This is a genomic window from Streptomyces sp. NPDC058239 (genome assembly GCF_042882185.1).
Classification (GTDB): domain Bacteria; phylum Actinomycetota; class Actinomycetes; order Streptomycetales; family Streptomycetaceae; genus Streptomyces.
In genome coordinates this window covers 1-25,728 of the sequence record NZ_JBHVWS010000030.1, presented here as the reverse complement: position 1 = coordinate 25,728, position 25,728 = coordinate 1, and the positions used below count along the sequence as shown (strand labels likewise).

Annotated in this window: 25 protein-coding genes and 4 pseudogenes; 13 read left to right on the top strand and 16 right to left on the bottom strand. The window is 68.8% G+C overall.

Going from position 1 to position 25,728, the window contains the following annotated elements:
• Positions 1-173 precede the first annotated feature (173 nt).
• On the bottom strand, positions 174-407 hold the full coding sequence (locus ACFVYE_RS27845) for a hypothetical protein (RefSeq protein ID WP_383966053.1): 234 nt from the start codon (positions 405-407) through the stop codon (positions 174-176).
• Between the two features lie 28 nt (positions 408-435).
• Between ACFVYE_RS27845 and ACFVYE_RS27840 the strand changes: the two genes are divergently transcribed.
• The gene (locus ACFVYE_RS27840; protein WP_389607577.1) at positions 436-954 is read left to right on the top strand and encodes a Dyp-type peroxidase; all 519 of its coding nucleotides are present in this window, start codon (positions 436-438) and stop codon (positions 952-954) included.
• 107 nt (positions 955-1,061) lie between these two features.
• Here the strand turns inward: ACFVYE_RS27840 and ACFVYE_RS27835 are convergent.
• Positions 1,062-1,598, bottom strand: a pseudogene (locus tag ACFVYE_RS27835) (transposase); the annotation flags it as partial.
• A 117-nt stretch (positions 1,599-1,715) separates the two neighbouring features.
• The gene (locus ACFVYE_RS27830) at positions 1,716-2,435 is read right to left on the bottom strand and encodes an MBL fold metallo-hydrolase (RefSeq protein WP_389607576.1); all 720 of its coding nucleotides are present in this window, start codon (positions 2,433-2,435) and stop codon (positions 1,716-1,718) included.
• Positions 2,436-3,011: 576 nt separating this feature from the next.
• Between ACFVYE_RS27830 and ACFVYE_RS27825 the strand changes: the two genes are divergently transcribed.
• The 3 genes from ACFVYE_RS27825 (at position 3,012) to ACFVYE_RS27815 (ending at position 6,260) form a co-directional block, all read left to right on the top strand.
• Entirely contained in the window at positions 3,012-3,347 is a 336-nt protein-coding gene (locus ACFVYE_RS27825; protein WP_383966085.1) for a hypothetical protein, read from the top strand.
• Between the two features lie 203 nt (positions 3,348-3,550).
• Entirely contained in the window at positions 3,551-4,267 is a 717-nt protein-coding gene (locus tag ACFVYE_RS27820) for a hypothetical protein (protein ID WP_389607575.1), read from the top strand.
• A 454-nt stretch (positions 4,268-4,721) separates the two neighbouring features.
• On the top strand, positions 4,722-6,260 hold the full coding sequence (locus ACFVYE_RS27815) for a transposase (RefSeq protein WP_389607574.1): 1,539 nt from the start codon (positions 4,722-4,724) through the stop codon (positions 6,258-6,260).
• 102 nt (positions 6,261-6,362) lie between these two features.
• On the opposite strand, the gene ACFVYE_RS27810 is transcribed toward ACFVYE_RS27815, so the two are convergent.
• Positions 6,363-6,611 (bottom strand): helix-turn-helix domain-containing protein, encoded by a 249-nt coding sequence (locus tag ACFVYE_RS27810; protein WP_383966040.1) that lies wholly within the window; start codon positions 6,609-6,611, stop codon positions 6,363-6,365.
• A 56-nt stretch (positions 6,612-6,667) separates the two neighbouring features.
• Between ACFVYE_RS27810 and ACFVYE_RS27805 the strand changes: the two genes are divergently transcribed.
• Complete coding sequence (locus tag ACFVYE_RS27805) at positions 6,668-7,012, top strand: Tn3 family transposase (protein ID WP_383966037.1); 345 nt, start codon at positions 6,668-6,670, stop codon at positions 7,010-7,012.
• Between the two features lie 71 nt (positions 7,013-7,083).
• Here the strand turns inward: ACFVYE_RS27805 and ACFVYE_RS27800 are convergent, their stop codons facing one another.
• On the bottom strand, positions 7,084-8,400 hold the full coding sequence (locus ACFVYE_RS27800; RefSeq protein WP_383966034.1) for an MFS transporter: 1,317 nt from the start codon (positions 8,398-8,400) through the stop codon (positions 7,084-7,086).
• Positions 8,401-8,488: 88 nt separating this feature from the next.
• Between ACFVYE_RS27800 and ACFVYE_RS27795 the strand changes: the two genes are divergently transcribed.
• The 4 genes and pseudogenes from ACFVYE_RS27795 (at position 8,489) to ACFVYE_RS27780 (ending at position 10,984) form a co-directional block, all read left to right on the top strand.
• Positions 8,489-9,466, top strand: a complete 978-nt coding sequence (locus ACFVYE_RS27795) for a winged helix-turn-helix domain-containing protein (RefSeq protein ID WP_389607573.1) — start codon at positions 8,489-8,491, stop codon at positions 9,464-9,466.
• A gap of 3 nt (positions 9,467-9,469) precedes the next feature.
• A pseudogene (locus ACFVYE_RS27790) lies at positions 9,470-9,585 on the top strand (Lrp/AsnC family transcriptional regulator); the annotation flags it as partial.
• A 188-nt stretch (positions 9,586-9,773) separates the two neighbouring features.
• The gene (locus ACFVYE_RS27785; protein ID WP_389607572.1) at positions 9,774-10,682 is read left to right on the top strand and encodes a recombinase family protein; all 909 of its coding nucleotides are present in this window, start codon (positions 9,774-9,776) and stop codon (positions 10,680-10,682) included.
• A 59-nt stretch (positions 10,683-10,741) separates the two neighbouring features.
• Positions 10,742-10,984, top strand: a complete 243-nt coding sequence (locus tag ACFVYE_RS27780) for a hypothetical protein (protein ID WP_389607571.1) — start codon at positions 10,742-10,744, stop codon at positions 10,982-10,984.
• A gap of 44 nt (positions 10,985-11,028) precedes the next feature.
• Here the strand turns inward: ACFVYE_RS27780 and ACFVYE_RS27775 are convergent, their stop codons facing one another.
• The 7 genes and pseudogenes from ACFVYE_RS27775 to ACFVYE_RS27745 all read right to left on the bottom strand — a co-directional run bounded on the left by ACFVYE_RS27775 (position 11,029) and on the right by ACFVYE_RS27745 (position 18,935).
• Positions 11,029-11,604: a hypothetical protein gene (locus tag ACFVYE_RS27775; RefSeq protein WP_389607570.1), complete on the bottom strand. Its 576-nt coding sequence runs from the start codon at positions 11,602-11,604 to the stop codon at positions 11,029-11,031.
• Between the two features lie 264 nt (positions 11,605-11,868).
• Positions 11,869-12,606 (bottom strand): dienelactone hydrolase family protein, encoded by a 738-nt coding sequence (locus tag ACFVYE_RS27770; RefSeq protein ID WP_389607569.1) that lies wholly within the window; start codon positions 12,604-12,606, stop codon positions 11,869-11,871.
• A gap of 391 nt (positions 12,607-12,997) precedes the next feature.
• Positions 12,998-15,229: a transposase gene (locus ACFVYE_RS27765; protein ID WP_389607568.1), complete on the bottom strand. Its 2,232-nt coding sequence runs from the start codon at positions 15,227-15,229 to the stop codon at positions 12,998-13,000.
• Between the two features lie 6 nt (positions 15,230-15,235).
• Positions 15,236-16,072 carry a DUF4158 domain-containing protein gene (locus ACFVYE_RS27760; RefSeq protein WP_389607567.1) on the bottom strand — a complete coding sequence of 279 codons (837 nt, stop codon included), beginning with the start codon at positions 16,070-16,072 and terminating at the stop codon, positions 15,236-15,238.
• Between the two features lie 32 nt (positions 16,073-16,104).
• Positions 16,105-16,881: a protein kinase gene (locus tag ACFVYE_RS27755; RefSeq protein WP_389607566.1), complete on the bottom strand. Its 777-nt coding sequence runs from the start codon at positions 16,879-16,881 to the stop codon at positions 16,105-16,107.
• A 271-nt stretch (positions 16,882-17,152) separates the two neighbouring features.
• Positions 17,153-17,445: pseudogene (locus ACFVYE_RS27750) on the bottom strand (hypothetical protein).
• A gap of 74 nt (positions 17,446-17,519) precedes the next feature.
• Positions 17,520-18,935 (bottom strand): DHA2 family efflux MFS transporter permease subunit, encoded by a 1,416-nt coding sequence (locus ACFVYE_RS27745; protein WP_389607565.1) that lies wholly within the window; start codon positions 18,933-18,935, stop codon positions 17,520-17,522.
• Between the two features lie 146 nt (positions 18,936-19,081).
• On the opposite strand from ACFVYE_RS27745, the gene ACFVYE_RS27740 reads away from it, so the two are divergent.
• On the top strand, positions 19,082-19,540 hold the full coding sequence (locus tag ACFVYE_RS27740) for a MarR family transcriptional regulator (protein ID WP_389607564.1): 459 nt from the start codon (positions 19,082-19,084) through the stop codon (positions 19,538-19,540).
• A gap of 268 nt (positions 19,541-19,808) precedes the next feature.
• Here ACFVYE_RS27740 and ACFVYE_RS27735 read toward each other — a convergent pair whose 3' ends face one another.
• A complete protein-coding gene (locus ACFVYE_RS27735; protein WP_389607563.1) occupies positions 19,809-20,327 on the bottom strand; it encodes a DUF402 domain-containing protein in 519 nt (172 codons plus the stop codon).
• A gap of 776 nt (positions 20,328-21,103) precedes the next feature.
• Between ACFVYE_RS27735 and ACFVYE_RS27730 the strand changes: the two genes are divergently transcribed.
• Complete coding sequence (locus ACFVYE_RS27730) at positions 21,104-21,844, top strand: Type 1 glutamine amidotransferase-like domain-containing protein (RefSeq protein WP_389607562.1); 741 nt, start codon at positions 21,104-21,106, stop codon at positions 21,842-21,844.
• On the opposite strand, the gene ACFVYE_RS27725 is transcribed toward ACFVYE_RS27730, so the two are convergent.
• Positions 21,841-22,590, bottom strand: a complete 750-nt coding sequence (locus ACFVYE_RS27725; protein ID WP_389607561.1) for a hypothetical protein — start codon at positions 22,588-22,590, stop codon at positions 21,841-21,843. The two genes, ACFVYE_RS27730 and ACFVYE_RS27725, sit on opposite strands and share 4 nt — an antisense overlap.
• Before the next feature lie 280 nt (positions 22,591-22,870).
• Between ACFVYE_RS27725 and ACFVYE_RS27720 the strand changes: the two genes are divergently transcribed.
• Complete coding sequence (locus ACFVYE_RS27720) at positions 22,871-23,428, top strand: MFS transporter (protein WP_389607560.1); 558 nt, start codon at positions 22,871-22,873, stop codon at positions 23,426-23,428.
• A gap of 149 nt (positions 23,429-23,577) precedes the next feature.
• Here the strand turns inward: ACFVYE_RS27720 and ACFVYE_RS27715 are convergent.
• Both ACFVYE_RS27715 and ACFVYE_RS27710 read right to left on the bottom strand, forming a co-directional pair.
• A pseudogene (locus ACFVYE_RS27715) lies at positions 23,578-23,748 on the bottom strand (SDR family NAD(P)-dependent oxidoreductase); the annotation flags it as partial.
• Positions 23,745-24,629 (bottom strand): SDR family NAD(P)-dependent oxidoreductase, encoded by an 885-nt coding sequence (locus ACFVYE_RS27710; protein WP_389607559.1) that lies wholly within the window; start codon positions 24,627-24,629, stop codon positions 23,745-23,747. The pseudogene ACFVYE_RS27715 and the gene ACFVYE_RS27710, both read right to left, overlap by 4 nt.
• A gap of 123 nt (positions 24,630-24,752) precedes the next feature.
• Between ACFVYE_RS27710 and ACFVYE_RS27705 the strand changes: the two genes are divergently transcribed.
• A complete protein-coding gene (locus tag ACFVYE_RS27705) occupies positions 24,753-25,457 on the top strand; it encodes a TetR family transcriptional regulator (RefSeq protein ID WP_389607558.1) in 705 nt (234 codons plus the stop codon).
• Positions 25,458-25,728: the final 271 nt, after the last annotated feature.

Here is a 25,728-nt window from a genome sequence, read left to right as displayed (position 1 = left end):
GGCGCGGCGGCGGTGCCCCGGCCGCCCACCGACTCCGGTCATACGTCCTCCCCCACCCCTGCTCGTCTCCACCCCCGCCCTTCCCACGCACGGAATCGGGCCGGTCCCTCCCTCTGCTGGAGGCGCCGGCCCGAAGTCATGACGGTATTTCCCCGCCGATCACGGACTCCCCGTCACAGACCGAGGTACGCCCGTGCGTTGGAGGTGAGGGTGGCCGCCGCCGGACCGTGGTCCGTGGCGAACCGCACCGGGTCACTCTCGGCCATGTCGAAGGGATAGTCGCTGCCGCAGACGATCCCCTCCTTGGACGCGTGCCTCACCAGCAGCCGCAGCAGGTGCGGATCGTGGGTGACCGTGTCGAACGTACGGCTCGCCGAACAGTTCGTCCGGCGGCCGGGTCGAGTCACGTCGTACGTCCGCGCGCGCGTGCCAGCCGTGCGTCCAGCGGCCCAGCAGGCCCGGCGCGCACCCGCCGCCGTGCACGAAGATCCGCAGCCCGGGAAGCGCCCCTTCACCCCGCCCAGCGGCAGCGAGGCGATCACCGGCTTCGCGGCCCTCCCCGAGGGCCGGCGCGACCGGGTGATAGGCCGCGGCGCCCGCGACGGCGTCCCCCTCAGCGGCACCGCCGGGCATGACGAGCCGGACATCTACGCCAAGAACCCCGACGGTTCCTACGTCATCCCCGCCACCGCCCACGTGTGTCTCGCCAGCCCCCGCTTCGACGGCGGCGCCCGTATGCTCCGCCGCAGCTACAGCTACGACGACGGCCCGACCGACCGCGGCCTTCTCTTCTGCGCCTTCATGCGCGACCCCGCCCAGTTCACCCGCGTCCGGAACCGCCTGGCCGCCCGCGACGCCCTCACCCCCTTCCTCCAACACCGGGCCTCGGCCGTGGCCGACGTCCTGCCCGGCACCGCACCCGCCGGGACTCTCGGCGAACAGCTCTGGACATGAAGTCCGCCTCGCTCCCTCCTGCCCACCGAACTGAAAGGTCGCGCAGATAGGCGTGCGTTCATGGGCGGCGGTTCGGGCGTTCGTCCCAGCGGTGGGTCTCCATGCCTGATGTCGTCGGGCGGCGGCCCGAGGTCGTCCAGGCGGTCCAGGGCCGGGGCGAGCAGTGGAGAGTCGTGCCGGTTCGCTCCGGCCAGCACGCGGCCCAGAGGGATCCCATAACCATCCGTCATGCCCGAGCGTTTCAGACCTTGTTCTCCGCAGTCGACCGGGGAACGCCCTGCGACCTCACCGCCGCCGAGGCCTTTGGTGATGGAGCCGTCGATGGCGATCTGGTCGAGGACGAGGCCGACGATCCGGTCGTAGGACTCCAACGCAATCCGCTTGAGTTCGGCGAAGACGCCGAGTCGGATCCATTCGTCGCGACGGTTGCGGATCGTGGTGGCCGAGCAGGTCGTGTCGGCGATCGCCTGGTAGGAGCAGCCGAATCGCAGGAGCTGCAACATCTTGTCGAAGACGATCCGGTCGCTGATGCGTGGGCGATGACAGCCCAGCGGATGCGTCGCCGCGTAGGTCGATCGCTCAGGCAACAGGGCGGCGAACCGGCCCCAGAGCGGTTCGGTCAGCCATGATGGCAGTACGGGCACGGGCCTCTCCGGTGACGACAGAATGTCGCAACTCCGTGATCCCCAAGGCCCGTTCCGCCGCACTGTCGGGGCGTCACCCCTCCAGTCATCCGTGCGATCGATTGACCTGCGCTCGACTCACACCCAGTCATTTTCCGGAGCTGCCGCCCGCAGCACTTCGCTCGCGCCCTTGAACACCGGCTCGCCGTGCGGGACGCACAGTGCTTCCACCTCCAGCGAGGCCAGCCGCCTGAAGGAGGCAATAGCCTGCTCCCTGTCCACGTTGAACGGGCCGAGGATCGCCCGGCCCTCCGCGGTGGCGACGATGTCGCCCGGGAACAGTACGCCGCTGGAGGAGAGGTGTAGCGCGATGCACCCCGGGGTGTGTCCGGGCACGTGCAGGACGTGGACGGGCTCGCCCCAGTCATCAATAGTGTCTCCGTCGTGCAGTTCCACATCCACCGGCACATGTTGCAGGGGCCGGACGTACGCTTCGGAGAAGCCCGCCACGATCTGCTCGTGAAGCGCGCGTTCCGGGGCGGTATGTACCGGTTGGGGTTCGGGTGCCGTGCCGCGGATAAACGGGGCGTCCGCGGCTCCAGCCAGGACGCGAGCGCCGGTGGCCTCGACGAGATCCGCAGCCGAGCCCATGTGGTCGATGTGAGAGTGAGTGAGCACGATCTGCCGCAGGTCCTGTGAGCGGCCGCCGAGCCGCGTCAGGGCATCGAGGATCGCGGGGGCGGACCCCGGCATGGCGGTGTCGATCAGACCATAACCGTCCGGCAGGCGCACGAAGTAGACATGCCCGACCGGGAAGGCCAGCTGCCAGATAGTAGGGGTGACCTGGGTGATTTCCATGATGCGACGCTAGCGTGGGGCTGGCGAGTGTCCAGGTACTTCTGCCGACGGCGAATTGCGCGCAGCGTGAACGAGGCAGCCGGACCCAGCTCGGATCCAGGCCCAACCCGCAGATAATGGGCGGCGTGACGGCCACTACGATTTCCGGCGTTGGCAGCGGGACGGCACCTGGCATCGCATCTTCGAGCAACTGCAAGCCCGGGCCGACGCCGAGGGACTGATCACCTGGGACGTCTCGGTGGACTCGACTGTCGCCCGTGCCCACCAGCATGCGGCGGGTGCCCGCAAAAATGGGGATCTGCAGGTCGAGCCACCAGGTGGTGTCTTCACCGAGCCCGACGACCATGGGCTCGGACGCTTCCGGGGCGGGCTGACGACCAAGCTCCACCTGGCGGTCGAGCAGGCTCAGAAGCCGATGTCACTGGTGATCACGGCCGGGCAGCGCGGTGACTTCCCCGCAGTTCCAGGTGGCCCTGGGCCGCATCAGGGTGCCCAGGCTCGGCCGGGCCGCCCGCGCACCCGCCGGACAAGGTTCGTGCGGACAAGGCGTACGGCTCCCGCGCGAACCGCACCTACCTGCGCAAGCGCGGTATCCGCTGCACGATCCCGGAGAAGCACGACCAGATCGCCAACCGCAAGAAACGCGGCTCCCACAGTGGCCGGCCGCCGAAGTTCGACAAGGCCGACTACAAAGAGCGCCACGCGGTGGAGTGCGGAATCAATCGTCTCAAGCGCCGCCGCACGGTCGCCACGAGATACGACAAGCTCGCCGTCCGGTACGAGGCGACGTGCTGGTCGCAGCCATCAACGAGTTGCTGTGACCAGCACTTTCGAAACGCACCCTGGGCGTGCTCGGTGGCGTCGACGCCGGTGGGACCACGCCATCGCGTGCGGACAAGGACGGTTGCGTGACGCTCGGCGGGAACACCGCAGGACAGAACCTCGGTGACGAGGACCCCGCGCCCGAGCCCACGCCGACGGACGAGCCCACTCGTCTCCTGCGGGCCCCTTTCGGCCATCCGACCGGCACGGCCTGCCAAGGTGGATCGCGCACCGCACCACGCGCGCCGTCCGACTGTGCACCCAGCACAGACCGCACCACAGGAAGGGACACCATGGGCAAACAGCGCATCACCGTCTGCCTGCCGCCCGTCGGCCCCGACGGGTTGAAGCAGGCGATCGGGCAGGCCATGGCCCCCTTCTGGTATGACCGTGAGGACCGCCCTCACCCGGACTGGGTGGGCGAGTGGAGCTACTGGTTCGTCTCCGGGGCGGGCTGTCTCTTCGACGTACTGCCCGGCCACGAGGACGACCCCCGGCTCGTGCGATACGACGACTGGACCGAACTCCCCGAGGTCCTGCCGCCGTCCCGCTGCCACGGCGGCCCGCGCGGCATCCTCGACCTCGACACGCCCCGCACCGCCGAGGCCCGCCGGGCGGCCAACACCTGGACGGCGTACCGCGCCCTCGCCGACCGCTACCCGCCCGCGCTGCCTTTCCACCACTTCGCCGAGCGGGCCAGGAACCTGGAGCCGGAGCACGCCAGGGAGGCGGCCATCGCCGCCTTCCGTGAACAGCCCCTGATCCAGGCGATCGAGGCCGACCCCACCCTGGAGGAACAGATCACCTCCGACCCCGCCCTCCACCTCGACGAGGACCTGGGGACCTACGTGACCCGCCATGCGGCCGCCGCGCTGCCCACCCCCGCCCTGCTCACCCGCGACGGGCGGTGGGTGGAGGGCGGCGGCCCCGACTACGAGCGGATGTTCAACGCCTGCCTGGACGGACTGCCCGGCGACACGATGGTCGTGCGGGTGCTCTACCACTCGTGACGCAGTGGTACTCCCGCCGGGCTTCTTCATCAGCGCTGGTCAACGGCTTGGGCGTGGAGAGTGTAGCGGGCTGGGACGGGGGCGGGGCGGTCTTTGCGGGGGTCGTCCCACGAACGTGTGGCCGCGCTGCTTGTAGTGGCAACGTCCCGGGCAGCCCGCTCGCATGAGTGATGCACCAACGGACCTGCGGGAAGAGGGACTTGGCGAACTGCTCTTACGGATCGGGGGCGTTTCGCCCGCGTGGAATCCCGGCGCCGGATGCGGGACTAGGTCCGTGGGCTCCTTGGTCCGGTGCGCCGCGAGAACGGCTGGCAGCTCGCCGAATAGGCCGGCCATGCCACCCCCGACGGGCTGCAACACCTGCTGGCCCGAAGCCGCTGGGAGGCCGACGAGGTCCGCGATAACCTGCACGCCTGCGTCGCCGAGCACCTCGGCGCGGACAACGGAGTGCTGATTGCTGATCATCGGCGACACAGGCTTCGTGACGAAGGGCACCACCTCCGCCGGCGTCCAACGCCAGTATTCCGGCACCGCAGGCCGCACCGAGAATTGCCAGATCGGGGTCTTCGCCGCCTACGCAACTGGCCGCGGCCACACCCTGGTCGACAGCGAGCTCTACCTGCCCAAGTCCTGGGCCGAGGACCGCAAACGCTGTCGAGCCGCCCGTGTCCCAGACGACCGCGTCTTCGCCACCAAGGGCGAACCGGCGCGGGCCATCATCCTGTGGGCCCTCGCCTCGCCCCTGCCCATCGACTGGGTCACCGCGGACTCCGCCTATGGCCAGGACTCCCACTTCCGCCACTTCCTCGAAGACCATCAGCTGTCTTACGTCGTCGCCGTAACCAAGTCCCAGCAGATCCACGGCCCGCGCATCGACCACCTCATCGGCCAGGGGCCCCACCAGAAGCCTGGCAGCGGCTGTCCGCAGGAAGCGGCGCGAAGGGCGAGCGTTTCTACGACTGGGCCGCAGCCCGCATGCCCGCCGTGTTCGAGTTCGACGGTGCCGAATCCACCCGGCAACGCTGGATGCTGGCCCGCCGTGGCATTGCCAAGCCTGACGAACTCGCCAGTGCACCCCTGGACGCCACCGTCGAACCTGCAGAGCGGCGCCCAGGCTCTCAACCGGAGTTACGTCCAGCCCGCCCAGCAGTTCGCCGGGGAATACCGGCACAACGTACGCTCCCTCGGCCGGATCGTCCGAGGCCGCTGCCCGCCGCACACCGGCACCAGCTACCCGGCCCGCCCCCGACGCACCCCCGGCCCGCGCTCCGCACCCGGCACCGGTCTCGCCTGCGGCCCGTCGCCGCCCGCGCCTCCACGCGTCGCGCACCCGCCCACCAGCGCAGCCCAGGCCAGGCTCCAGCAACAGCTCCACCGCGTCCGGCAGCCACGCGCCACCAACACCACTCCCCCGGCACCCCGTGCACCGCGCCCCGCCGTCACACGGCAGCCTCGTGCCGCCCAGGTCGCTCCGCCACCCGCCACCCCGCGCGCCGCGCCCCGTCACCACGCAGAGAAGGCCGCTCTCCAATCCGCCGCCGGAGATCTTCTATCCGCACCCGTTGCCCCCCGAGGGACCGGCTCCCCGCCGCCGGGAACAGCACGGGTACGGCGACCGGCTGGCGCCGTCGTCAACGCAGCACTGGCGCAGCGGGGTACCCCCTACGTCTGGGGCGACGGCAGCACCACGGGCCCCACCAAGGGCTGCTACGACTGCTCCGGCCTCATGCTCTACGCCTTCTACCAAGGCGCAGGGATCACACTCCCCCGCACCTCCCAGCAGATGCGGCACTCCGGAACCCGAGTCCCCCGCTCCGAGATTCAGCCCGGCGACCTCATCGTCATCAACAACTACGGAAACTGGGGCCACGTCGGCCTCTACGCCGGAAATGGCACCATGATCCACGCACCCCGGCCCGGCAAAACCGTGGAAACCACACCCACGGCCGACTACTGGACCTGGTACGACTGGGACGTACGCCGAGTGCTGTAAACCGATGCAGAGACCCATTGGATCTTTGGGATTCTCGGCGGTACATGGAGCAGACCACGCCGTCGGCCGGGCCCGCCTCCGACAGCGGCCGGTGGGCGTTGTCTACCTGCGCCGCTGGTTTTCGGCGCCTCGGTACGTCAGCAGGTCGCCTGGCTGGCAGTCGAGGACCTCGCAGATGCGGGTCAGCGTGGTGAAGCGGATCGCGCGGGCCCGGCCATTCTTCAGGATGGACAGGTTCACGTTGGTCACGCCGACCCGGGAGGCGAGCTCCGCGAGGGTCATGCCGCGCTCGCTGAGCATGCGGTCGAGATGGACCTCGATCCCATGGCTGTCATTGTCGTCGGGCGCCATCACACCGTCCCGTCCAGATCCTCCCGCATGGCCACCCCGGCGGCGGGCTCCAGGTCGTGGAGAACTGGAACAGCGCGAACACCGTGCTCCACTACGGCAAGGACGGCGCCCTGACCGGCCCGGACAAGGAGCACGCCGAGACGTCGATGCTCGCCCTGCACCTGCTCCAGTCCCCGCTCGTGCACGTGAACACCCTGCTCGTGCAGCAGGTCCTGGCCGAACCGGCCTGGGCGAAGAAGCTGAGCGACGAGGACCGGCGCGGGCTGACCGCGCTGTTCTGGTCGAACGTCAATCCGTACGGCACCTTCCGCCTCGACATGGACAAGCGCCTCGACTTGGGGCTGCCCACCACTGTGCCGGCCCCGCAGTTCGGCGGCCTCCGCATGAGCTACCGGGAGTGACTGTCTGTCAGAGAGACGTGGGGGTGGGGGTGGGGTGCGTGACGGCTCGCGGTTGACCCGACCTGCGACGGTTACTGCGCAGGAGGACTACACGCATGCTGTTCGGTGCTGTTCTCTGATCCCGTTGAGTAGTTCGGGACGGGGACCGGGGAGGTGGACGGGTGCCAGGTGAGAATCCAGCCGGCGGTAAGCGCCACCGCGCCGCCTGCCAGGGCGATTGCGCCGCCTGTTCCAATGCCTGCGGCCACCGAGCCCAAGCAAACCGGCCCGACGCCCTGTAGCGTCATGCTGCCGGAGCCGAGCAAGCCGAAGGCCTGGCCTTGGCCATCCTGCGGCAGGGCGTCCAGGAACGGCCGTTGCAGGCCGAGACCGTAGGCGTATCCGAAGCCGCAGAGCAGCAGCAGACAGGACGAGACGCCCACTCCGGGCTCGGCAGCAAAGCCGATCAGCGGCAGCCCCGCCAGCGCAATCAACGGGACTACCAGTCGCTCCCGGGCGCGTGGCCGTAGCAGTCGACCCACCAGCAGGTCACCGACAAGCATGCCAACCGGCAGACAGCCCATCAGCACCGCGTACCAGCCGGGCGCGAAGTGGCGTTCTCCCGCGTAGGCGACGATGAGGCCTTCCGCGCCCGCTACGAACGCGGGCGGTAGCCACTGGGCCAGCATCAGTCGTCGCACTGTGCGTCCGCGCAGCAGCAGGCCTGCACCATGCAGGCTTGCACGGACGGCCCCGCTATCGCCCCCAGCGCTGCCGGGTGTGCCGCCGAACTCTCCCGGCTGCAGCCGGGGTAGCCGGATGCGGATAGCAAGCGCGCAGCCGAGGTAAAGGACGGCGCTGACCGCGAGCGCCAGGCGTGGGCCGAGTGCCGCGACGACCGCACCTCCCAGCGCCAGGCCGAACAATTGCGCGCCGGAGCCAGCGATGTTGTTCAGTGACCGGCCCAGTACATAGGCGTCGCCCTCCAGCGACTGCGCGACCAGCCGACTCGACGCGCCGTGAAACACCGGTGTGGCGAGGGAGACCAGCGCCACGACACCGAGGCTTGCCGCGATCGGCATCCGCACCAGGGCGAGCAGCAGGGCGGCGGCGCACGTCAAGGCGTAGCCGCCGGTAATGAGCGCGCGGGGCGGCAGTCGGTCGGCCAGTGAGCCCAGCAACAGCGAGCCGAACAGCTGCGGGATGAAGCCGATGCCGAAGGCCACTGCGCTCAGCAGCGGGGAGCCGGTGGCCGAGAAGACCAGAACCGTGAACGTGGTGATCCGCAGCGCGTCCGCAGTGATCGCGACGGCGCGGGTTGAGAAGAGCAGCCGGAATCGCGGCTCGGCCAGCACCTCCCGGTAGGTGGCACGGTGGTTGCCCTGTGCGGGCTCGGCGGTTGGGGTCATGACGCCCAGCCTCGCCGTGCGCCCACGCCACTCACCAATGATTCGTCGCTGGACGAATCGGAACAACGTCCCGCGGTAGCATGGCAGAGTGCTGCGCTTCGAAGTCTCCGTCGAGGACCTGCTGCGCAGCCGGTTCGCGCTGTCGCCCGCGCTGGACCTCTGCTTGCTGCTGCGCTCGCTCATCGGCCAGGGCCAGCCGCTGCCGCGAGCTTGGGCCGCCCGGCTCCTGCCGGCCTTTGAACGGCTGCGCCGCGAGACCGAACTGGACGCCGCCCTCGCTCTGCAGGCCCCGCACGGCGGACCGAACTTCGTCGCCCCGCCCCCGCGCGGTCTCAACCAGACCTGGGCGGACGACCTGGCCATGATCAGGGCCACGCCGCTGGAAGCGGCCCGCCGCGAATCCGCCACCACCGCGACCGGCCCGTCCGCCCGCGATCCCCGCGTACGCGCGGTGCTGGACTCGCCGGACGCCGTCTCCAGGATCGCCGAGGCGATGGACCAGGCATGGCACGAGCTGCTCGCCGCGGACTGGCCGCAACTGCGCGCGATCTGTGAGCGCGATGTCGTGCACCGGGTGGGTGTGATCGGCGAACACGGATGGGCCACGACCATCGAGAGCCTGCACCCGGGCATCGCCTGGCACGCAGGCGGTATCGAGATCGACTTCTTCCGAGGCGGAACAGTCCGCCTCACCGGCGACGGGCTCCTGCTGATCCCTTCGGTCTTTGTCGGGCATATCGCAGCCCACCTGGAAGACCCCTGGCCCAGGACCTTGGTCTATCGTGCCCGCGGCACCGCCGCCCTGTGGGGTGAACAGGAAACCGTCCCCCAACCGGACACGCTGACCGCTCTGGTCGGCCGGGCCCGAGCCCGGCTGCTGTTGGCGCTGGACGCCCCGGCCAGTACCAGCCACCTCGCCCGAAGCCTCGCCATGGCACCCGGCGCGGTAGGAGACCACCTCGCCATCCTGCGAGGCGCGGGGCTGCTCGTCCGCGCCCGGACCGGACGGTCGGTGCTCTACCGGCGCACCCCGCTCGGCGAGGCGCTGGTCGCCGGTTCGGGCTGAGGGCTCGGATCAGCACAGCAGCTCTACGACCAGCAGCTCGTCCGACTCCCCGGCGTCCAACGCCTGACTTCCACCGGGTCATGAAGAACGTCGTCCAGGACAGACCGCTGCCCGAATAGCCGCACTCTCGCCCCGGCCGCCCTCTCTGTCGGCAAACGATCGTTTGACGACAGGCGGCTGACGCGTCCAATGAACCCGTGTAATCCGGGGGTTCGCGGCGGCGCGCATCCAATCAGATCCGATCGTGATTGATGACAGGGTTTGCCGACAGATAGGGTCCAATCCTCCGTATGGAAGGGGGCCCTCGGTGGCGAACCTGGTCTACAAGCGGGTCTCGACCGACCAGCAGTCGACCGCCCGGCAGAACCTCGTCCTGGCCGAGGCCGGGATTGAGGACCCGGTCGTCTTCGAGGAAGAGGCCGGCACCTCCAGCCGCCTCCACCCGCTCCAGCGGCCGAAGTTCGGCAAGCTGCTCGACTACGCGCGGCCGGGCGACACCGTGCACATCTCCGAGATGTTCCGTCTCGTACGCGGCACTGGGCACATCCTCGACGTGCTCGATGTCCTGCACCGCGACCGCCTCGCCCTGCGCATCCACGACGGCGCCTTCTCCAGCATGGACCTCACCGCCCGCCACCCGCGCACCGGCGAGCTGCTGTCCACCGTGAAGTTCATGGTGCAGCCCCTCGCCGCCGCCGGCGAACTCCAGCGCGACCTCCAGCGCGAGCTGACCTACGACGGACTACGGGCCGCCGAGGCCAAGGGCAACAAGGGCGGACGCCGCCCCGCCCTCGCGGGCGACACCGTCGCCGACGCACGCACCGCGTACCTGAAGGGCCAGTCCATCGCTGCCCTGGCCCGCGAGCACAGCGTCAGCCGCGGCGCCATCCGCACCGCCGTCGCCGACCTCCTGCCCGAGCACGTCGCCGCCGACGAACCCGTCCGGTCCCCGGAGCTGTCCATCACCCTCGATATGCCCGGCAAGGTCGCCGACTTCCTGCGCGCTGCTGAACTGGAGCCCGCCGAGCGGACCGCGCTGGAGAAGGGTGTGCCCGTACGACGCGGCCAGGGCTACACCCTGCGCGTCAGCGCCACCCCTGCGGTCCACCGCCAACTCCTCGCTCACTGCCAGGCACTCGACAGCTCCGCCGCGATCCCGGCCCAGCGCAAGGCCCGGCGCGAGTACGAGAACCGCGTCAACATCCTCAGCCACTGACCACGGAGCTACTTTGCGGCTGGTGTCTGAGCTAGGACCTCGGGGCCGTCACCCTCGATATGCCCGGCAAGGTCGCGGACTTCCTCCGCGCCGCCGAGCTGGACGACGCCGAGCGGACTTCGCTCGACCACGGCCAGGCCGTACGCCGCGGCATGGGCTACACCCTCCGCGTCACCGCCGTGCCCACGATCCACCGCCAACTCCTCAACCGCTGCCAGACCCTCAACGGCACCGCGGCGGTCCCGGCCCAGCGCAAGGCCCGCCGCGAGTACGAGAACCGCGTCAACACCCTCGGCGAGTGACCAGAAGAACCTACTGACCGGTCACTTGCTCCCTGGGGTCCGAGCTAGGACTCCAGGGCCTCGTCGGCCCGTGCGGCGGACTCGTAGAGCATCTTCCACTGCGTCTTCTCCCGCAGGGCCACGTCCAGCCGCCACAGGGCGGCGATCTGGTTCTCGGCCAGGGCCTTGGTGCGGTCCGGCGGGGCTGGCCGCCGCTCGATCCCGATCGTCGGATCGGAGCTGATCCAGCCCTGGCGCTGCCACCAGCCGATCGCCTTGCGTGCGATGGACAGCTCCCGGTTGACGGTGTCGGCGTCCATCTCGTCCGCCCGCGCCGCCGCCAGCTCGGCCAACACCTCCGGCAGCACCGGGTCGTCGATCGCGGCGACGGGGACGGCGGGCGGCTTCGCGCCCCGGCGGGCGGGTCCGGTCGGCGCCGGTTCGCCGGCGAGCATCCACCCCCACGTCGTCAGCGAGATCCGGTAGATCCGCGCGGAGGACTTCGCGATGCCCGCACCGGTGAGGTACCGCTCGACCGCCGCGGTGTACGAGGCGGGCGGGGCGGACAGGGGGATGACGCGGGCGCGCGGCAACCGCAACGCGCCCCCACTCCCGATGTCGGTCACTGGTTCGATCGCCATGCCTGCCCTGCCCTGCCCTGCCCTGCCCTGCCCTGCCGCAGTAAATGCGTACACCTCGCCCCGACTGCCGGAATGGCCCGCCGCAGGTCGCGATGATCACGGCAGGGGCTCCGCCGCAGTAAATCCGGCATTTACTGCGGCAGTTGCGAACGCGTCTCCGCGATCGAGCATCCGCCCGAATGCGGTTCTGCTGTGCGGACTTGAGGGGAGGGGACTGTCAGTGCCCGACGCCGACCAGGCCCGGCGCCAGCATGCTTACCTGGGTCATGCCCCCAGATCCTCCGTCACGGGCAGGCACTCGGCGAGCAGGTCGACGACGTCGCGCCAGGCTCGCTGCGCGTGCCGTGGGTGGTAGCCGACGCCGGGGACCACGGGGTGGTCGACCAGCGGGTGGTGGAAGGCGTGCAAGGCGCCGCCGTAGACCGTGAGGCGCCAGTCGACGCCCGCGGCCTGCATCTCAGCGGTGAACGCGTCCCGTTGCGCGGGCGGCATGATCGGGTCTTCCGACCCGACCCCGGCCCACACCGGGCAGCGAATGCGTGCCGCCTCGCCCGGTCGGCCCGTGGTCGTTGCGTTGACTGTCCCGATCGCGCGCAGGCTGACGCCGTCGCGCCCGAGTTCCAGCCCGACGGCGCCCCCGGTGCCGTAGCCGACGGCGGCGATCCGGTCGGGGTCGGTCCGCGGTTCGGTGCGCAACACGTCGAGCGCCGCATGGCCGATGCCCCGCATCCGGTCGGGATCAGCGAGCAGTGGCATGCAACGGGCCAGCATCTCCTCGGGGTCACCCAAATAGCGCCCGCCGTGAAGGTCGAAGGCCAGCGCTACATATCCCAGCTCGGCGAGAGCATCGGCCCGGCGGCGCTCGACGTCGCTGAGCCCCATGCCCTCTGGTCCGAGCAGCACCGCGGGCCGGCGGTCGACACCGGCCGGGAGCGCAAGGTGCCCGATCATCGTCAAACCGTCGGCCGGGTACTCGACCGTACGCGTCGTAATCTTCGTCATGAGACTGGACTGTAGTGATCGTCGAGCCCGGTCCGGCCGGTGTTCTGCCGCTGGCAGAACAGCGCGGGTGTCCCTCTGAAATACAGCGAGGGCTCACAAGAACCGTCACAAACCCCGTTCCCACGGCAGCGCTGTCGGATCACCTGCCCAGGCTACGGTGCTGGAGGCTGACCCTCGCGGCAGGATTCTGGCGTATACCGGCCCGCTCCCGTGAAGGGCGTCACCAGCTAGTTCACCTCACGGTTCAGGCGGCCTGGCCGAGACCGGCGGCGATCAGGTCCTGCTCGCGCAGCGGTGTGAAGTCGACGTCGAGTTTCGGGTCGTACGCCTCGGGCTGGATGCCGAGTTCGTGGGTGCTGTACTCGCCGAACCGGTTGATGTGCTCGGTCAGCTACGGCGAGATGTGCGCCAGGTCCTCCGGGTCGATCTCCCTTCGCTCCTCCAGCAGCTGCCGCACGATCTCCGCGATGTCCAGGGCGTTGTGGAAGGTCACCGCGTTCGTGAACAGGGCGTTGAACTTCATCGCTTTCTCCTGCTCGATGGGGTCGTTGTCGGCGATGACGCCGCGGTTGCCGAAGCCGATCCACTGGGAGAACCGGTTGAACGACTCGACCTTGTTGGTTGCCGCGGTCACCCGCCGGCGAAGCGGCGCGTCGGTGAGGTAGCGGAGCAGCTGGACGGTGCGGATCACGCGGCCGACCTCGCGGAAGGCGGCGTAGGTGGCGTTCTTGCGCGACCCGGAGCGCAGCCGCTTGAGCAGCGTGGATGAGGAGATCGTGCCCTCGCGTACGGAGACGGCCACCCGCATCAGGTGGCGGAACTGGGACTCGATCAGGTCGAAGTCGATGACGTGCTTACCCGGTTCGCCGAACAGGGCGTCGATGTGCATGTACTCCGTCTGCTTTGAGGGCCGGTAGAAGGTCAGTTCCTTCCAATTCCTGATCCTGGGCATCAAGTCGAAGCCCAGCAGGTGGGCGAGCGCAAAAACAGGGAAGCTCTGGCCTTGGGTATCCGCGTGCACGGTGGTCGGCTGCACCTCGCTGGTGTTCTTCAGCAGGCCCTCGATGATGTAGACGGCCTCCCACACGCCGCACGGGATGAAGTGCGTGAACAGCGCGATGTAAGTGTCCGAGACGTGGTGGTAGGCGATGCCGCCCGGCTTGCCGTACCTGACGCTCGTCTCGGACAGCAGGTTGTCGAGATAGGTGTCCATGTGGGTGCCGTCCGCCGCCACGGCGGTCCCATCTCCCCACGCCTGCGAGATGTCCAGGCGGGCGTGCGCGTTCACCAGGTCGGCGATCGCCTCGTTCAGCAGCACGATCGAGAAGTGCTTGTTGGCGACGTACGACAGCTCGTGCCCGCTCACGCCGGGGATGTGCCGGGCGGCCTCGTACGGGCCCATGTTGGTGCCCTTGACGAACGTGACGATCACGTAGCGACCCAAGGGGTCAGTGAGCTTGGGCTCGTTGCCCGACGGCGGGCCGAAACAGCGCCACCACTCAACCCAGTACGCAGTCCGGGCCACGATCCCCATCAGTGACCGCTCCGGCATCCTCGCCTTGATCTCCTGTTCCAGCCGTTTCGCCGAGGGCCGCCGACCGTCAGCCCGGAACGCCTTCAGGGAGGGGATGCCCGTCTCCGGATCGATGACCAGGCCCTCGTTCTCCGGGTACCCGGCGTCCGCCGCCGCGGCAGCGTTGCGCAGCTTGTTCTCCAGCTGCCGGCGGAAGAACTTCGCGTCGAACTCGGCACTCTCGCCCGGCTCGCACAGGCCGACCTCCACCAGGTAGGACCCCAGCGTCTCCTGAACGGCCTCCCAGGCCAGCAGCTGCTCGGACCAGTCGGCGTACTCCTCCGAGCCGACCACGGCCACGTCGCCGGTACACAACTCCTCCGCCAGCGCGGTGAAGACCATCGCCTCGAAGTGCTTACGGACGAACTGCCTGGTCCGGGTCTTGTCGAGAACGGCCTTGCGCCAGTTCTGGGTGGCGAAGGAGATGTCGACCTCCTTGCCCTCCTCATTGAAGGCGGTGATGTACTCGCCGCGGGCCGCCTGGTGACGCTGGGCGTGCGCGAGCGCGTCCAGCACCCGGCTGTCCTCGCTGGTCGCGGTGAACTCCAGCTGCTCGGCACCGGCCAGGTCGAACATCACCGCCCGGTCCCGGCCGATCTGCCCGTACAGCAGCACTTCCCAGAAGTTGCCATGGTGGGCGGAGACCTTCTCGATCTGCTCGTACTGCTTGGCGAACCCGCCGAAGCCCTCCACGGCCTGCGTGACCGCGCCGAACCCGCCGGCCTGCACCATCTGGGCCTTCATTAGGGCGAGGACTGCCGGGGAGACCCTGCCCTCCAGCCGCTTCGCGACCTCGTCCACCGACGCCTCCTCGTCCAGGCCCTCCAGTGCCTGGCGGGCCTCGGCGGTCATGGCAGCGGCCTTCTCCAACGCCTCCTGGGCCGGGCCGCCCTCGTCGATGTGCTTGAGCACGGTGCGGTAGTTCCCGATCAGGGCCTCGACGATCTCCCGCTCGGCGAGCCGGATCTCCTCCAGCTCCGCCTTGGCCTTCTTGATCTTCGTCGCCACGCGCTTGCAGAACATCGTCGCCAGGTCGTCCCGCACCCGCATACGCGCCTAGTGTGTCAGGGCCGCGACCAGCGCGATGCGTTTGACGGGGACGAAGTCCCGCAGCTCCGAAGCATCCGCCGCGTCCGCCTCCCCGGCGAAGTCTGTGATCTTCCCCGCGGCGACACCGTCCATCCACACATCAGTGTCGCCGAGACCGTCCAGCCATTCCAGACGCTTGGTCAGGTTCTTGAAGTGCGACCAGGTCGGGCCCTGCGCGGGCTTCTTCAGCCGGTTGAACAGCGTCGTCCCGTCGCTGTCGCGCTCCTCCAGCAGCTGCATGAGCCCCGCCCGCTGAGCGCCACTCATGCGGTCGTGGATGCCCGTACGGATCGAGGAGTTCACCTCGGTGCGGATCTTCGAGGCCATCTTGTCGAAGGTGGAGAACCCCGGCAGCTCCAGCCCGGCCTCCACCACCTTCTCCAGCGCGATGTTGATCAGGTCCGCCGGGCGGTTCTTCGCAGCGGCTTCCTTGCGGATCGACTGCTCAACGATCCCACGGGCCTTGGCTTGGTCGTAAGTCACGCCGGCCTGCTTGCGGACCAGACCACGGTGGTGCTTGGCGGTCCGCTCCGCCCGGTACACCGGCAGCGTGCCCTCCGGCAGCTCCACCGCCCGCCGCACGAAGTCCACCACCATCTCCGGGACATCCTCCAACGCCGGGAAACACCCCATACGCCGGTACGACTTCAGCATCAGCAGCAGCGCCAGCAGATGCTCATCGCAGTCCGTGGAATCGGCCGCCCACTCCAGCTCATCGCGGCTCGGCGAGAAGAACAGATGCAGCTCATGCGCGGTGATCAGCCGCTTGAACCGCGGATACGCGGTTCGTTCAATCGATGTCACAACCCACCCCAGGCCCCAGACGACGCTCGACATCACCACCAACGACACTGAGCCGAATGGGTGACGGGGGCCGGGCGCAGCGCGAGCTCACCGACGCGACTCAGGGGCGGCAAGTCCTCCTGTGCTACGGCCGACAAGGTCTCCGCGATGCTGTGCCGTTGGAACGGCGGGCTCCCCGCGAGGAGGTGGCAGAGCGTCGCCCCCACCGAGAACAGGTCGCCGCTCGGCGCCGGGCGCGCACCGAACAGCAGTTCAGGGGCGACGTAGTTCGCCGAGCCTGTCAGCCATGTCCCGTCATCGATGGTGTCATCGTCCCTCCGCTCCCTGGCGCGGATGCCGGGCAGCGGAACCCAACGCTCCTTGTTCTGAAGGACATTGGCGGGCCGAACATCCCCGTGAACGATCCCGACCTCGCGCATCGCCGCAAGCGCGTCCAGCAGCGCCTTCGCGAATTCCCAGACCATCTCGGCAGGCCACGGGCCATGCAGGTAGGGGTCGGCGAGAGACGGGCAGGGCACGAGCGCCCTGATGCACCACACCACACCGCGCGTCTCCACGACGTCGTACACCGGGACGAGGTTTGGATGGCCCTGCAGACGCGCGGCCGCGAGCGCCAGCCGCCGCACTCGTGCCGAATCCACCGAATCCACCTCCCCCAGCGCCTCGGCGGCTATCCGGACGTGCAGGGACTCGTCGATCGCCATCCGGACCTGCCCGTACCCCCGGACCCCAGCTGGCCCTCGAGTCGATACCGCCCGCCGAGCACCCGGCCCGGCCCCGTTCCCTGCTCCACGCCCCGACGTACCCATCGGCCCCCTCAGAAAGCCTCTCAGCTCCCGCCCGATCTGCCCGTCATCTGACGGTGAGCGCTCACCTCTCATGGTCCCGCCACGCTCGTCCATTGATCTTGGCGGGGTGCACTAGTCGCAGCTCACCACACACTGGTCGCCAGCCATGAACGTCCGAAGAACTCAAACTGCTCTCCCGGGCGACCCCACCCGGCAGCGGAACCTGGATCGTCCAGCTGGGCACCGCGACCGTCCGCGACCGGCGACAGCCGGATCGCGGACGGTTGACCGCTCACGAGTTCCCACTCCAGAGCTCCTCCAGATCCACGAACCCGCTCTCGCTCATGGCCGGAGTCGACGAACGCGTCGACCGCCGGGGCGGGCCTGGCAGACCTGGACGACCTCGTACAGCCCGGCGAGGGAGAACGTCCGGCGGGACTCCTCCAACGCGGCCGGCCACTCCTGCTCTGAGGCCGGGACCCACCGCGCGGCGCGGCGGTCGGCGCGCAGCTGCGCGAGCAGTTCGGTCGGAGCTCCCGGGGCCCCGGAGTCAGCTGCAATGACTCCGGGCGTCCTTGCTGTCAGCGCACGCGTTGTCCGACGAAGCGCTGCCGGGCCGCCACCCGGTAGGGCGGGCGGCCCGGCAGCGGGCCATTCGGTCAGCGACCGGGCGTCGTCTCCCGGGTGACCGCAGCCGGTACGAGGCCTGCGGGCTTGGCCCTGGTGTGGTTGCGTACCAGCAGGCAGGCGAGTGCTCCGGCCAGGACCACGGCGATCGGGAGGATCGCGGTGACGTGCATCGTGGTGATGAACGCGTCCGCGTACGTCTTGCCAGTGGCCAGCTCGGCAGCCAGCCGGCCCTGCAGCAGAGCACCGGCCGTCGCCGCGCCGATGACGGAACCGATCTGACGGATCGTGTTGTTCACGCCCGAAGCGGCGCCGGCCAGCCGGGGCTCGACATTCCGCATTGCCTCGGTGGACATCGGAGCGACCACGCAGCCGATTCCCAGGCCCGTGACCACGGTCGCCGGGATGAACGAGTACCAGGGGGTGGCCACCCCCGCGATCAGCACGATCGCCAGCATCCCGGTTGCGTACAGCGTCAGTCCGGCCATCAACAGGTATTTGCCGCCGATCCGGTCCGAGAGCCGTCCCGCGAACGGCCCGACGGCCATCGACACCAGCGAGGACGGGGCAAGCACCATTCCGGCCTTGATCGCGCTCATGTGCAGTACCGACTGCAGATAGAGGTTGAACGGCAGCACCAGTCCGATCATGGCCATCGCCACCAGGGCGACCAGCACGGTCATGACGGTGAAATTGCGGTCACGGAAGAGCGCGAACGGCACCAGCGGCTCCTGGTCCTGCTTGCCGCGCTGGTTCAGCAGGAAGCCCGCGACGAGCATGGCTCCAGCGGCCAGCAGCGCCCAGATACCGGGGCCCCAGTGGTAGCGCTCGCCCTCCTGGAGGCCAAAGGCCAGACAGAACAGCGCCGCTGTGGCGATCAGTACGCCCATCACGTCGAAGCGGTGCTTGCGGCCGTGCCGGATGTCGGGGACGACCAGGAAGGTGAGGGCGAGCGCGGCCAGGCCGATGGGCACGTTCACCAGGAAGATCCAGCGCCAGCCGACCGTGGAGACCAGGATGCCGCCCAGGGTGGGGCCGGACAGGGTGGCAAGACCGGCGACCATGCCCCAGATCCCCATGGCGGCACCACGCCGCTGGGCTGGGAAGACCGAGACGATCAGGGTCATCGTCTGGGGCACGAGCAGGGCGGCGCCCAGCCCCTGGACAGCGCGGGCGGCGATCAGCAGGGCGGGGTCCGGGGCCATCCCGCACGCGACGCTGGCCAGGGTGAAGATCACCAGCCCCGCGGCGAAGAGATTGCGCGGCCCGAACAGGTCACCGAGGCGGCCGGCGGTGATCAGCAGCACCGCCAAGACCAGTGCGTAGCCGCTGACCACCCAGAGCGTCTGGTCGAGCGAGGCACCGAGCCCGTCGATCATCTCCGGGATCGCGATGTTCACGATCGTCAGATCCAGCAGGGTCATGAAGAACCCGAGGGAGAGCGTCACCAGGACAGCCCACGGGTTTGCGTGCCATTTCCGCACGGGATCCACCCCTTCGCCCGGCCCCGGAACCTCCGGGGCCCACCATGACAATATTCAATCGAACTCGATACATCAAGATAGATGTATCGAGTTGGATGTATCGTGGTGGCATGAATGGAGTTGAGCTGTTCCTGTTGGGGCGAACCCTGATGAAGATCGGCGAAGAGGCCATGCCGGAGCCGGAGGGCGGTAGCGGGCGCCACCCCGGTACCGTCCGGTCCGTGCTGATCGCGGTAAGCGACATTGCCGCCCATCCGGACAGTGCCGTCGGCGAGATCGCCGCACGCACCGGCCTGCCGCAGAGTCAGGTATCCACCGCCGTCGCTCGCCTCAAGGAGACGGGCGCGGTCACGACAGCACCCGACCCCGCGGACCGTCGCCGCCTCCTGGTCCGACAGTCCCCCGACCTCTCGGACCGAGTGGCGCAGGTCCGGGCAACCACGATCGACGACGCACTTGCCAAGGCGCTCGGCGCCGACTGGCCGAAACGGATTCAGGAAGTCACCGATGCCCTTGCCGTACTCGCCCGACACCTGACTCCGCAGGCGCTGGCCAACCTGCGCCCATAGGTGGGCGAGGATTGGTCGGGCGCCCGTCGGCGACTGGCTGGTGGCATCATCAGCCAATCGCGCTCATCGGGCCTTCGTGCGGATCTCCGCCCTTCCAGGAGGCCTGGAGGCCAGTCCTGGCGCCACCGCACCCCTGAAACGGCGCCAACGGCGTAGGTCGTCGGGCGATCGGCGGCCCACCTTGGTCGGATACTCTCCGACGTCCTAGCTAGCGCACGGTCGGAACAACACCTCTTCACCAGTAAGAGGCGGTGCATACCGGCACCACCTACCCGATCAGGCCGAGCCAGTGGCGGTACGCCGAGGCGAAGGGTTCGACGCCATCACCACCGCGACGGCCCGCCTCCATCAACCACTCGCAGGTCTGTCGGGCCTTGCCGATGACGCCATCGGGGTAGCCGTAGCGCACTTGGTGTTCGGCAAACTCATCCTCGTCCTCAACACAGGCCTCGCCGCCATGAGGCCGCACGACATCGAGATCGAGGTCCACCGCGCGCAGGACGGTCCCGTCCGTGTTCCACTCGGGCACCGTGCACACGTCGCAGTACATCTCGGGGCCCGGGTCCGCACAGAACGTGGCTGTCCACCACTCACCGCGCGGGACCAACATCACGTACGCGAACCGGGTTGTCCAGCCGCCCGTGGCCGAACTGACGGAGACGCCCTGTGCCGTGCCCAGCCACACGCCGTGCTCGTCCTCACCGAGCCGGATGGCAGTCCACTGTGCGCTCAGGCTGCCGTCGTACTTCCGGATGTCGACCAGCACGGAAGTGCTCTCTGCAGTCATGCCAAGACGCTAACCCGACGGCGCCAACCAGGAGGCCGCCTCAAAGCTGGCTTCATGGGACGGCTGGTGGAAGTGGTTTCACTGCGGCATTGCCGACGGAGCCCGTTCCTCATCTCATGAGCCGTCCCACTCATGCCCGAACACGTCCCTGGACCGACACTCAGTTGCGCGGCTCTGCCACCAGTCACAGGACACAGATCAGCGGTTGCAACATAGCTTCTGAACCGCCGGAACAGCGCACATCTCAAACGATGCCTCTTCACCAGTACCGCTCAAGACGATCGGCTGCTGCCTGGAGTGCCACGACGGCACCCCCGCTGACCCGAGCAGCTACACCGCTCCCCCAGCCACGCACCACCCGGCCGCGTGAACGGATCCCGCCTCGGCCGCACAGGCCGGGGGCGGGACCACCGGGTGACCGCACCACCGGCAAAGAGCCGACCGCCCGCTCCCCTTCCACCCGTATCGAGATCAGGAGAACTCCAGCATGCATCGTCCCGCCACCCTCGCCGCCCTGCTCGGCCTGACCCGCGCAGCGAGCGCCCTCGGGGATTACTGGAGTTAACACGGCGAAGGTCGTGTCCACCCTCGTCGGTGTCTCACTACTGGAAGGAGTTACGTGCGCCGTGCTCAGGCGGAGCACTGATGACGTGTCTCGCTTGGCGAGTACGGCTTTTTGGCCCGAAGTGAATTCGTGCGGGTGACAGAGGTGGGCGGTTGCATGACGCACCGGGCGCGCTGACTGATCGGAGTATGCCGCCGATATGATCATGACCATGACGGCATCGGAACCGACCATTCTCGCGACCTCTGGGGGACACCGCGCCGGAGGGCGCACCAGGGTGACGTTTGATTCCTTAGTGCATCACGCGGTTGATCTCTCGGGAGTCCACGGCCGCCGGCCACGCATCATGTATGTCGGCACCGCGATCGGAGATGCCGAGCACTTCACGACCCGCATGAGCGAGGCCGCACGGGTAGCCGGGTTCGACTTGACGCCGCTTCACCTGTTCCCCATGCCCAACATGGAGGATGTCGAAGGTGCGGTGCTCGATCAAGACGTCGTCTGGGTCATGGGTGGATCGGTAGCCAATCTGCTGGCGGTGTGGAGAGTCCACGGCCTGGACCGCATCATGCGCCGAGCCTGGAAGGCCGGCGTCGTGCTCAGTGGGGTCAGTGCGGGGTCGATCTGCTGGTTCCAGGGGGGCGCGACCGATTCGTTCGGACCGGAGCTGCGCCCGATCACGAACGCTCTTTCATTCCTGCCCTATGGCAATGGCGTGCATTATGACTCGGACGCGGGTCGGCGTCCGCTGATCCATCAGCTTGTCGCGGACGGGAACCTGCCAACGGCTCACTGCACAGATGACGGAGTCGGTCTGGTCTACCGGGGAACGGAACTGGTTGAAGCGGTGGCAGAGGTTCCGGGGAAGGGTGCCTACTTGGTCATGCGCGAGGGTGACAGGGCGGTGGAGGAGCGCATCGAGCCCCGCAAGCTGCCCACCGTGTCACCTTAATCAAGCTGGCGGCGGAGCCGCTGGAGCTCGTCGTCCTTGGCGGCCAGGACGGACAGAAGGAGCCGGTTCCGTTCCTTGAGCTCGTTGAATTCCGTGTGAGTGTGGGCGAGTTTGCTGGTGAGCCGCTGATTGAGTTCGCGCAACCGGGTGATGCGGGCCTCGCGAGGATCGGGCTGCTGGCCCGCCGCCCAGGCGGTTGGCCGCCGCTTTTCGAATTCGTCCTTGAGGTGGCCCGAGGTCCGGTGGAGGGACCTGCGGGAGATACCCGCCTCGCGGGCGAGCGTCTTGACGTCGCAGGCGCCGCCGGGCGGGATCTGCCCAGTCAGCAGCCTGTCGATGGCCGCGCGGATGCGCCGCTCGATCTGGTCTCGCTGCAGCTCCCACGACGAGGACTCCAGCCGCTCGTCCAACGGCCCCGACAGCCGACGGTCCGCGTACGTACCGAGCGCGGCCACCAGATCCTGCCGTGCACCGAACACTGCGACACGGTGCCGCCGCAGATGCACCAGCCAGTCCCGGGCCGCCAGCGCGTACGCCCGCCACGAGTTCGGCGACGGAGCCCCGCTCGATGGCAGCGTGCGCAGCCAGGCGTTCACCGCCCGCGTCGCCCGCGTCGCCCGCGGGCCGTCCTCGTCCTCGAATACGAAGTCGTCGTCGAACAGCACCGGCATTCGCTCGGGAATCAACGGCTCGCCACCAAGCCCCCAGGACTGCCAGCCCTCGGCAGAGAAGAAGTGCACCAACACGCGCCGGGACGGTAGGCCCGCGACACGGGCCTCATCAACTGCTAACGCCACGACCGATCAACGGGAGTTGAGGAGTGTGAGACACGCCCGGGCCGCTGATCACGTCGCTGCTGCTGGTATTGGCGGGACCGGGTGCGATCGTGGTGATGGGGGGGGCTTCCTTGCCGGTGGCGCGGGGTTGCTCTTCTCCACAACGAGGGCTTCCCGGAACTGGAGCCCCCTGCGGACCTTCGCCCGGTATGACGGCGTCCGTAAGAACGGTGGTCTGGCCGTCTTGCTGATGATCGCGGCAGGGGCGGGACATTCAGCCGGTATTGTCGCCGTCGCTGTACCTGCCACCGCTCTGTCACTGGGCACCGCTGCGGACAGCGGAGTTCTGATCGCGATGATGTCGGCCGGGGGAAACATCACAGGGCTGGTTTTCGGAGCCCGTCCGTGGCGCTGGTCACCGGCCCGCCTGCTGCTTGCGGCCCTGGCAGGTTGGTCTTTGGCGGTCGGCATGGCAGCGTGGGCCGCGAGCAGCCCTGCACTGCTGTTCCCGGCTCCGTTCCTGGTAGGTATGTGCGGTGGCCCGTCCGCCATCGCTTCCTCGGCGCTGTTGGACACACTGGCTTCCCGGGCCGCGCTGACCAGGTCGTACACCCTGATGGTGAGCGTCTGGCTGGTGGGCGGCGCGCTGGGTAATGCGGTGGGCGGAGCCATCACGGAGAGCCTTGGACACCGGCAGGCATTTGCGCTCAGCGCCTGCCGGCTCGCTGCCCTTCTGGCCGTGGGAACACTGTTTCGCCGCACTCTTGAGACCGCCCCCGATGCCCTGGAGACGGACAGGCGTCCCTGAAACGCTGCGATGCTGCCCGGTGTGAACCACCCGAGATAGGGGCTCCTCAGCACGGTGCGGGTGTGGGGAGCCGAGGTGAGCAGGTCTGGGGAGACCCTGAGCACGGGGTGGGGAATTTCAAAGAGTCTCATCACCCCGGCGACGGCGAGGGCCTGGCCGCCAGACGCCTTGATCTGCGTGGCGACCTCGTCGAGCTTCTCGACGCGCCGACCTACGAGCGTGACCGCAGCGCCGCGGGCGGCCAGCAGCCGAGCCGTCGCCGCGCCCACGCCGCTTCCGGCGCCCGTGACGAGCGCTACCTTGCCGGTGAACTGGGTCATGACCGGGACTTCGATTCTTGCCCGCGGGTGGGGAGTTCGACCGGGTCCTGGTCGAAGTCGGCAGACCGGCTCACCGCTTCCCAGGTGGCCGCCTCGTCCAGCTGGCGGCGGGAGTAGTCCTGTGCCATCTGCACGGCTCCGGCGCCGATGATCAGGTGGGTGGGCGGGGTGGGGTGCTTGACGACGCGGACGAGGATCTCGCCGGCCCGCTTCGGGTCGCCCGGGGCGGTGGCGCCGCTGAACCGTCGCGCCATCTCGCCGACCGTCGCGTCGTACTCGGGTGTGACGTCCCGGATCTGCATCGAGGCTCCGGCCCAGTCCGTGGCGAACCCGCCCGGCTCGACGACCAGGTACCCGATGCCGAACGGTGCGGTCTCGGCCGCCAGGACGCGGGTGAAGCCGTCCACGGCGAACTTCGCGGCCTGGTAGGAACCGAGACCGGGGGTGCCGCCGACGCGGCCGCCGATGGAGGAGAACTGCACGATCGTGCCGCCTCCTTGGGCGCGCAGGACCGGCAGTGCCGCGGTCGAGACGTTGTAGACGCCCCAGAAGTTGGTGTCGAACTGGCGGCGGAAGTCGTCCTCGGGCGTGGTCTCGATCGCCGAGGCGTTGGCGTACCCGGCGTTGTTGACGACCACATCGATCCTGCCGAACCGGTCGACTGCCGCCTGGAGGCCGGCCACGGCGGCCGGTCTGTCGGTGACGTCGAGGGCGACGGGCAGACCGCGATCACCGTACTGCCCAACGAGGTCGTGGAGCTGCTCGGGCTTGCACGCGGTGGCGACGACGTTGTCGCCGGCCTCAAGGGCGGCGATCGCGAGGTTGCGGCCGAAGCCGCGTGAGGAGCCGGTGATGAACCAGGTGTGGGTGTGTGTACTCACACTTCTACCGAAACACGGTTGCATTATTAATGCAACTCGGTTTCGGTAACTCTGCGTGTCATTACTTGCTATCGCAACGCCGTTGCGGCGTTACCGCAACCTAGTTTCGTTATGATGAGAGCCATGACCAGAGCTGATTTCCTGCGAGCCCGCAGCCCCGAGGCCAAGGCCGCCCGGGAGGCCGAGATCCTCGCCGCGGCGGCACGCCTCGCCACGGCGAAGGGAGTGCGGGAGGTGACCGTGACCGCCATCGCCGACGAGGTCGCCATGCACAAGTCCGCGATGCTGCGCTACTTCGAGACGCGCGAGGACATCTTCCTGCGTTTGGCCGGCACCGCCTGGCACGACTGGTCGGTCGAGGTGCGCAGCCGGCTCGATGCGATTGCCCCCTGTCCCGACGCCGAGACCAAGAAGTGGGAGGAAACCGCCCGCTCGATCTCCGCCACGCTAGCCGGGACGCTGGTGGCGCGGCCGCTGTTCTGCGACCTGCTGGCGCACACCCCCCTGAACCTGGAGCGCAATGTCTCCACCGACACCGTCCGGACGTTCAAGAAGGGCGCCTTCGCCGAGGGCGATTCCATCGCCGACACGCTCTGCGCGCTCACCCCGCTCGACGCGAACCAGGCGCGGGCCGTCGTGACGACCGCCACCTCGATGGCCGGAGCGCTGTGGCAAATGGCCGCCCCCGGCACACAACTGCGTGCCTTCTACGAGACCGACCCCGAACTATCCCACTCCATCGTGGACGTCGAACCCAGGCTGACCGACATCCTGAGCGCACTGCTCACCGGCTACGCCACCCGCTCGACCCGCACCGGAGGACGGTGATGGGCCGCCTCCTGCTGGAGGCCTTCACTCGCCGGGAACATGGCCACGCCAAGGAAGAGGAAATGGCCAGGCTCCTGAGACAGGCACGCGGCCATGGCCCTGGGACGGCCCAAGTGCCGGGTGGGCGCACGAGCCGCACGTCGGTCTCGCGCTCCCGCTGAGGCCCTCCACGGTGCTAGGGCGCGTATCGTGTTGTGATCAAGAGGTGGCCTGCGTGAGGTCTCTGATCCAGATCATCGAGGCACGTAAGTAGAGGCCAGCCAGGTAGCTT

What these genes read in the sequence shown, in the direction of transcription:
- ACFVYE_RS27820 (WP_389607575.1), top strand. Translation starts at nt 3,551, where the DNA reads ATGGGCAAACAGCGCATCACCGTCTGCCTGCCGCCCGTCGGCCCCGAC.
- ACFVYE_RS27740 (WP_389607564.1), top strand. Translation starts at nt 19,082, where the DNA reads ATGAATGGAGTTGAGCTGTTCCTGTTGGGGCGAACCCTGATGAAGATC.
- ACFVYE_RS27775 (WP_389607570.1), bottom strand. Translation starts at nt 11,604, where the DNA reads ATGGCGATCGAACCAGTGACCGACATCGGGAGTGGGGGCGCGTTGCGG.
- ACFVYE_RS27735 (WP_389607563.1), bottom strand. Translation starts at nt 20,327, where the DNA reads ATGACTGCAGAGAGCACTTCCGTGCTGGTCGACATCCGGAAGTACGAC.
- ACFVYE_RS27780 (WP_389607571.1), top strand. Translation starts at nt 10,742, where the DNA reads ATGCCCGGCAAGGTCGCGGACTTCCTCCGCGCCGCCGAGCTGGACGAC.
- ACFVYE_RS27755 (WP_389607566.1), bottom strand. Translation starts at nt 16,881, where the DNA reads ATGGGTACGTCGGGGCGTGGAGCAGGGAACGGGGCCGGGCCGGGTGCT.
- ACFVYE_RS27810 (WP_383966040.1), bottom strand. Translation starts at nt 6,611, where the DNA reads ATGGCGCCCGACGACAATGACAGCCATGGGATCGAGGTCCATCTCGAC.
- ACFVYE_RS27770 (WP_389607569.1), bottom strand. Translation starts at nt 12,606, where the DNA reads ATGACGAAGATTACGACGCGTACGGTCGAGTACCCGGCCGACGGTTTG.
- ACFVYE_RS27720 (WP_389607560.1), top strand. Translation starts at nt 22,871, where the DNA reads ATGATCGCGGCAGGGGCGGGACATTCAGCCGGTATTGTCGCCGTCGCT.
- ACFVYE_RS27730 (WP_389607562.1), top strand. Translation starts at nt 21,104, where the DNA reads ATGACGGCATCGGAACCGACCATTCTCGCGACCTCTGGGGGACACCGC.
- ACFVYE_RS27800 (WP_383966034.1), bottom strand. Translation starts at nt 8,400, where the DNA reads ATGACCCCAACCGCCGAGCCCGCACAGGGCAACCACCGTGCCACCTAC.
- ACFVYE_RS27705 (WP_389607558.1), top strand. Translation starts at nt 24,753, where the DNA reads ATGACCAGAGCTGATTTCCTGCGAGCCCGCAGCCCCGAGGCCAAGGCC.
- ACFVYE_RS27765 (WP_389607568.1), bottom strand. Translation starts at nt 15,229, where the DNA reads ATGCGGGTGCGGGACGACCTGGCGACGATGTTCTGCAAGCGCGTGGCG.
- ACFVYE_RS27830 (WP_389607576.1), bottom strand. Translation starts at nt 2,435, where the DNA reads ATGGAAATCACCCAGGTCACCCCTACTATCTGGCAGCTGGCCTTCCCG.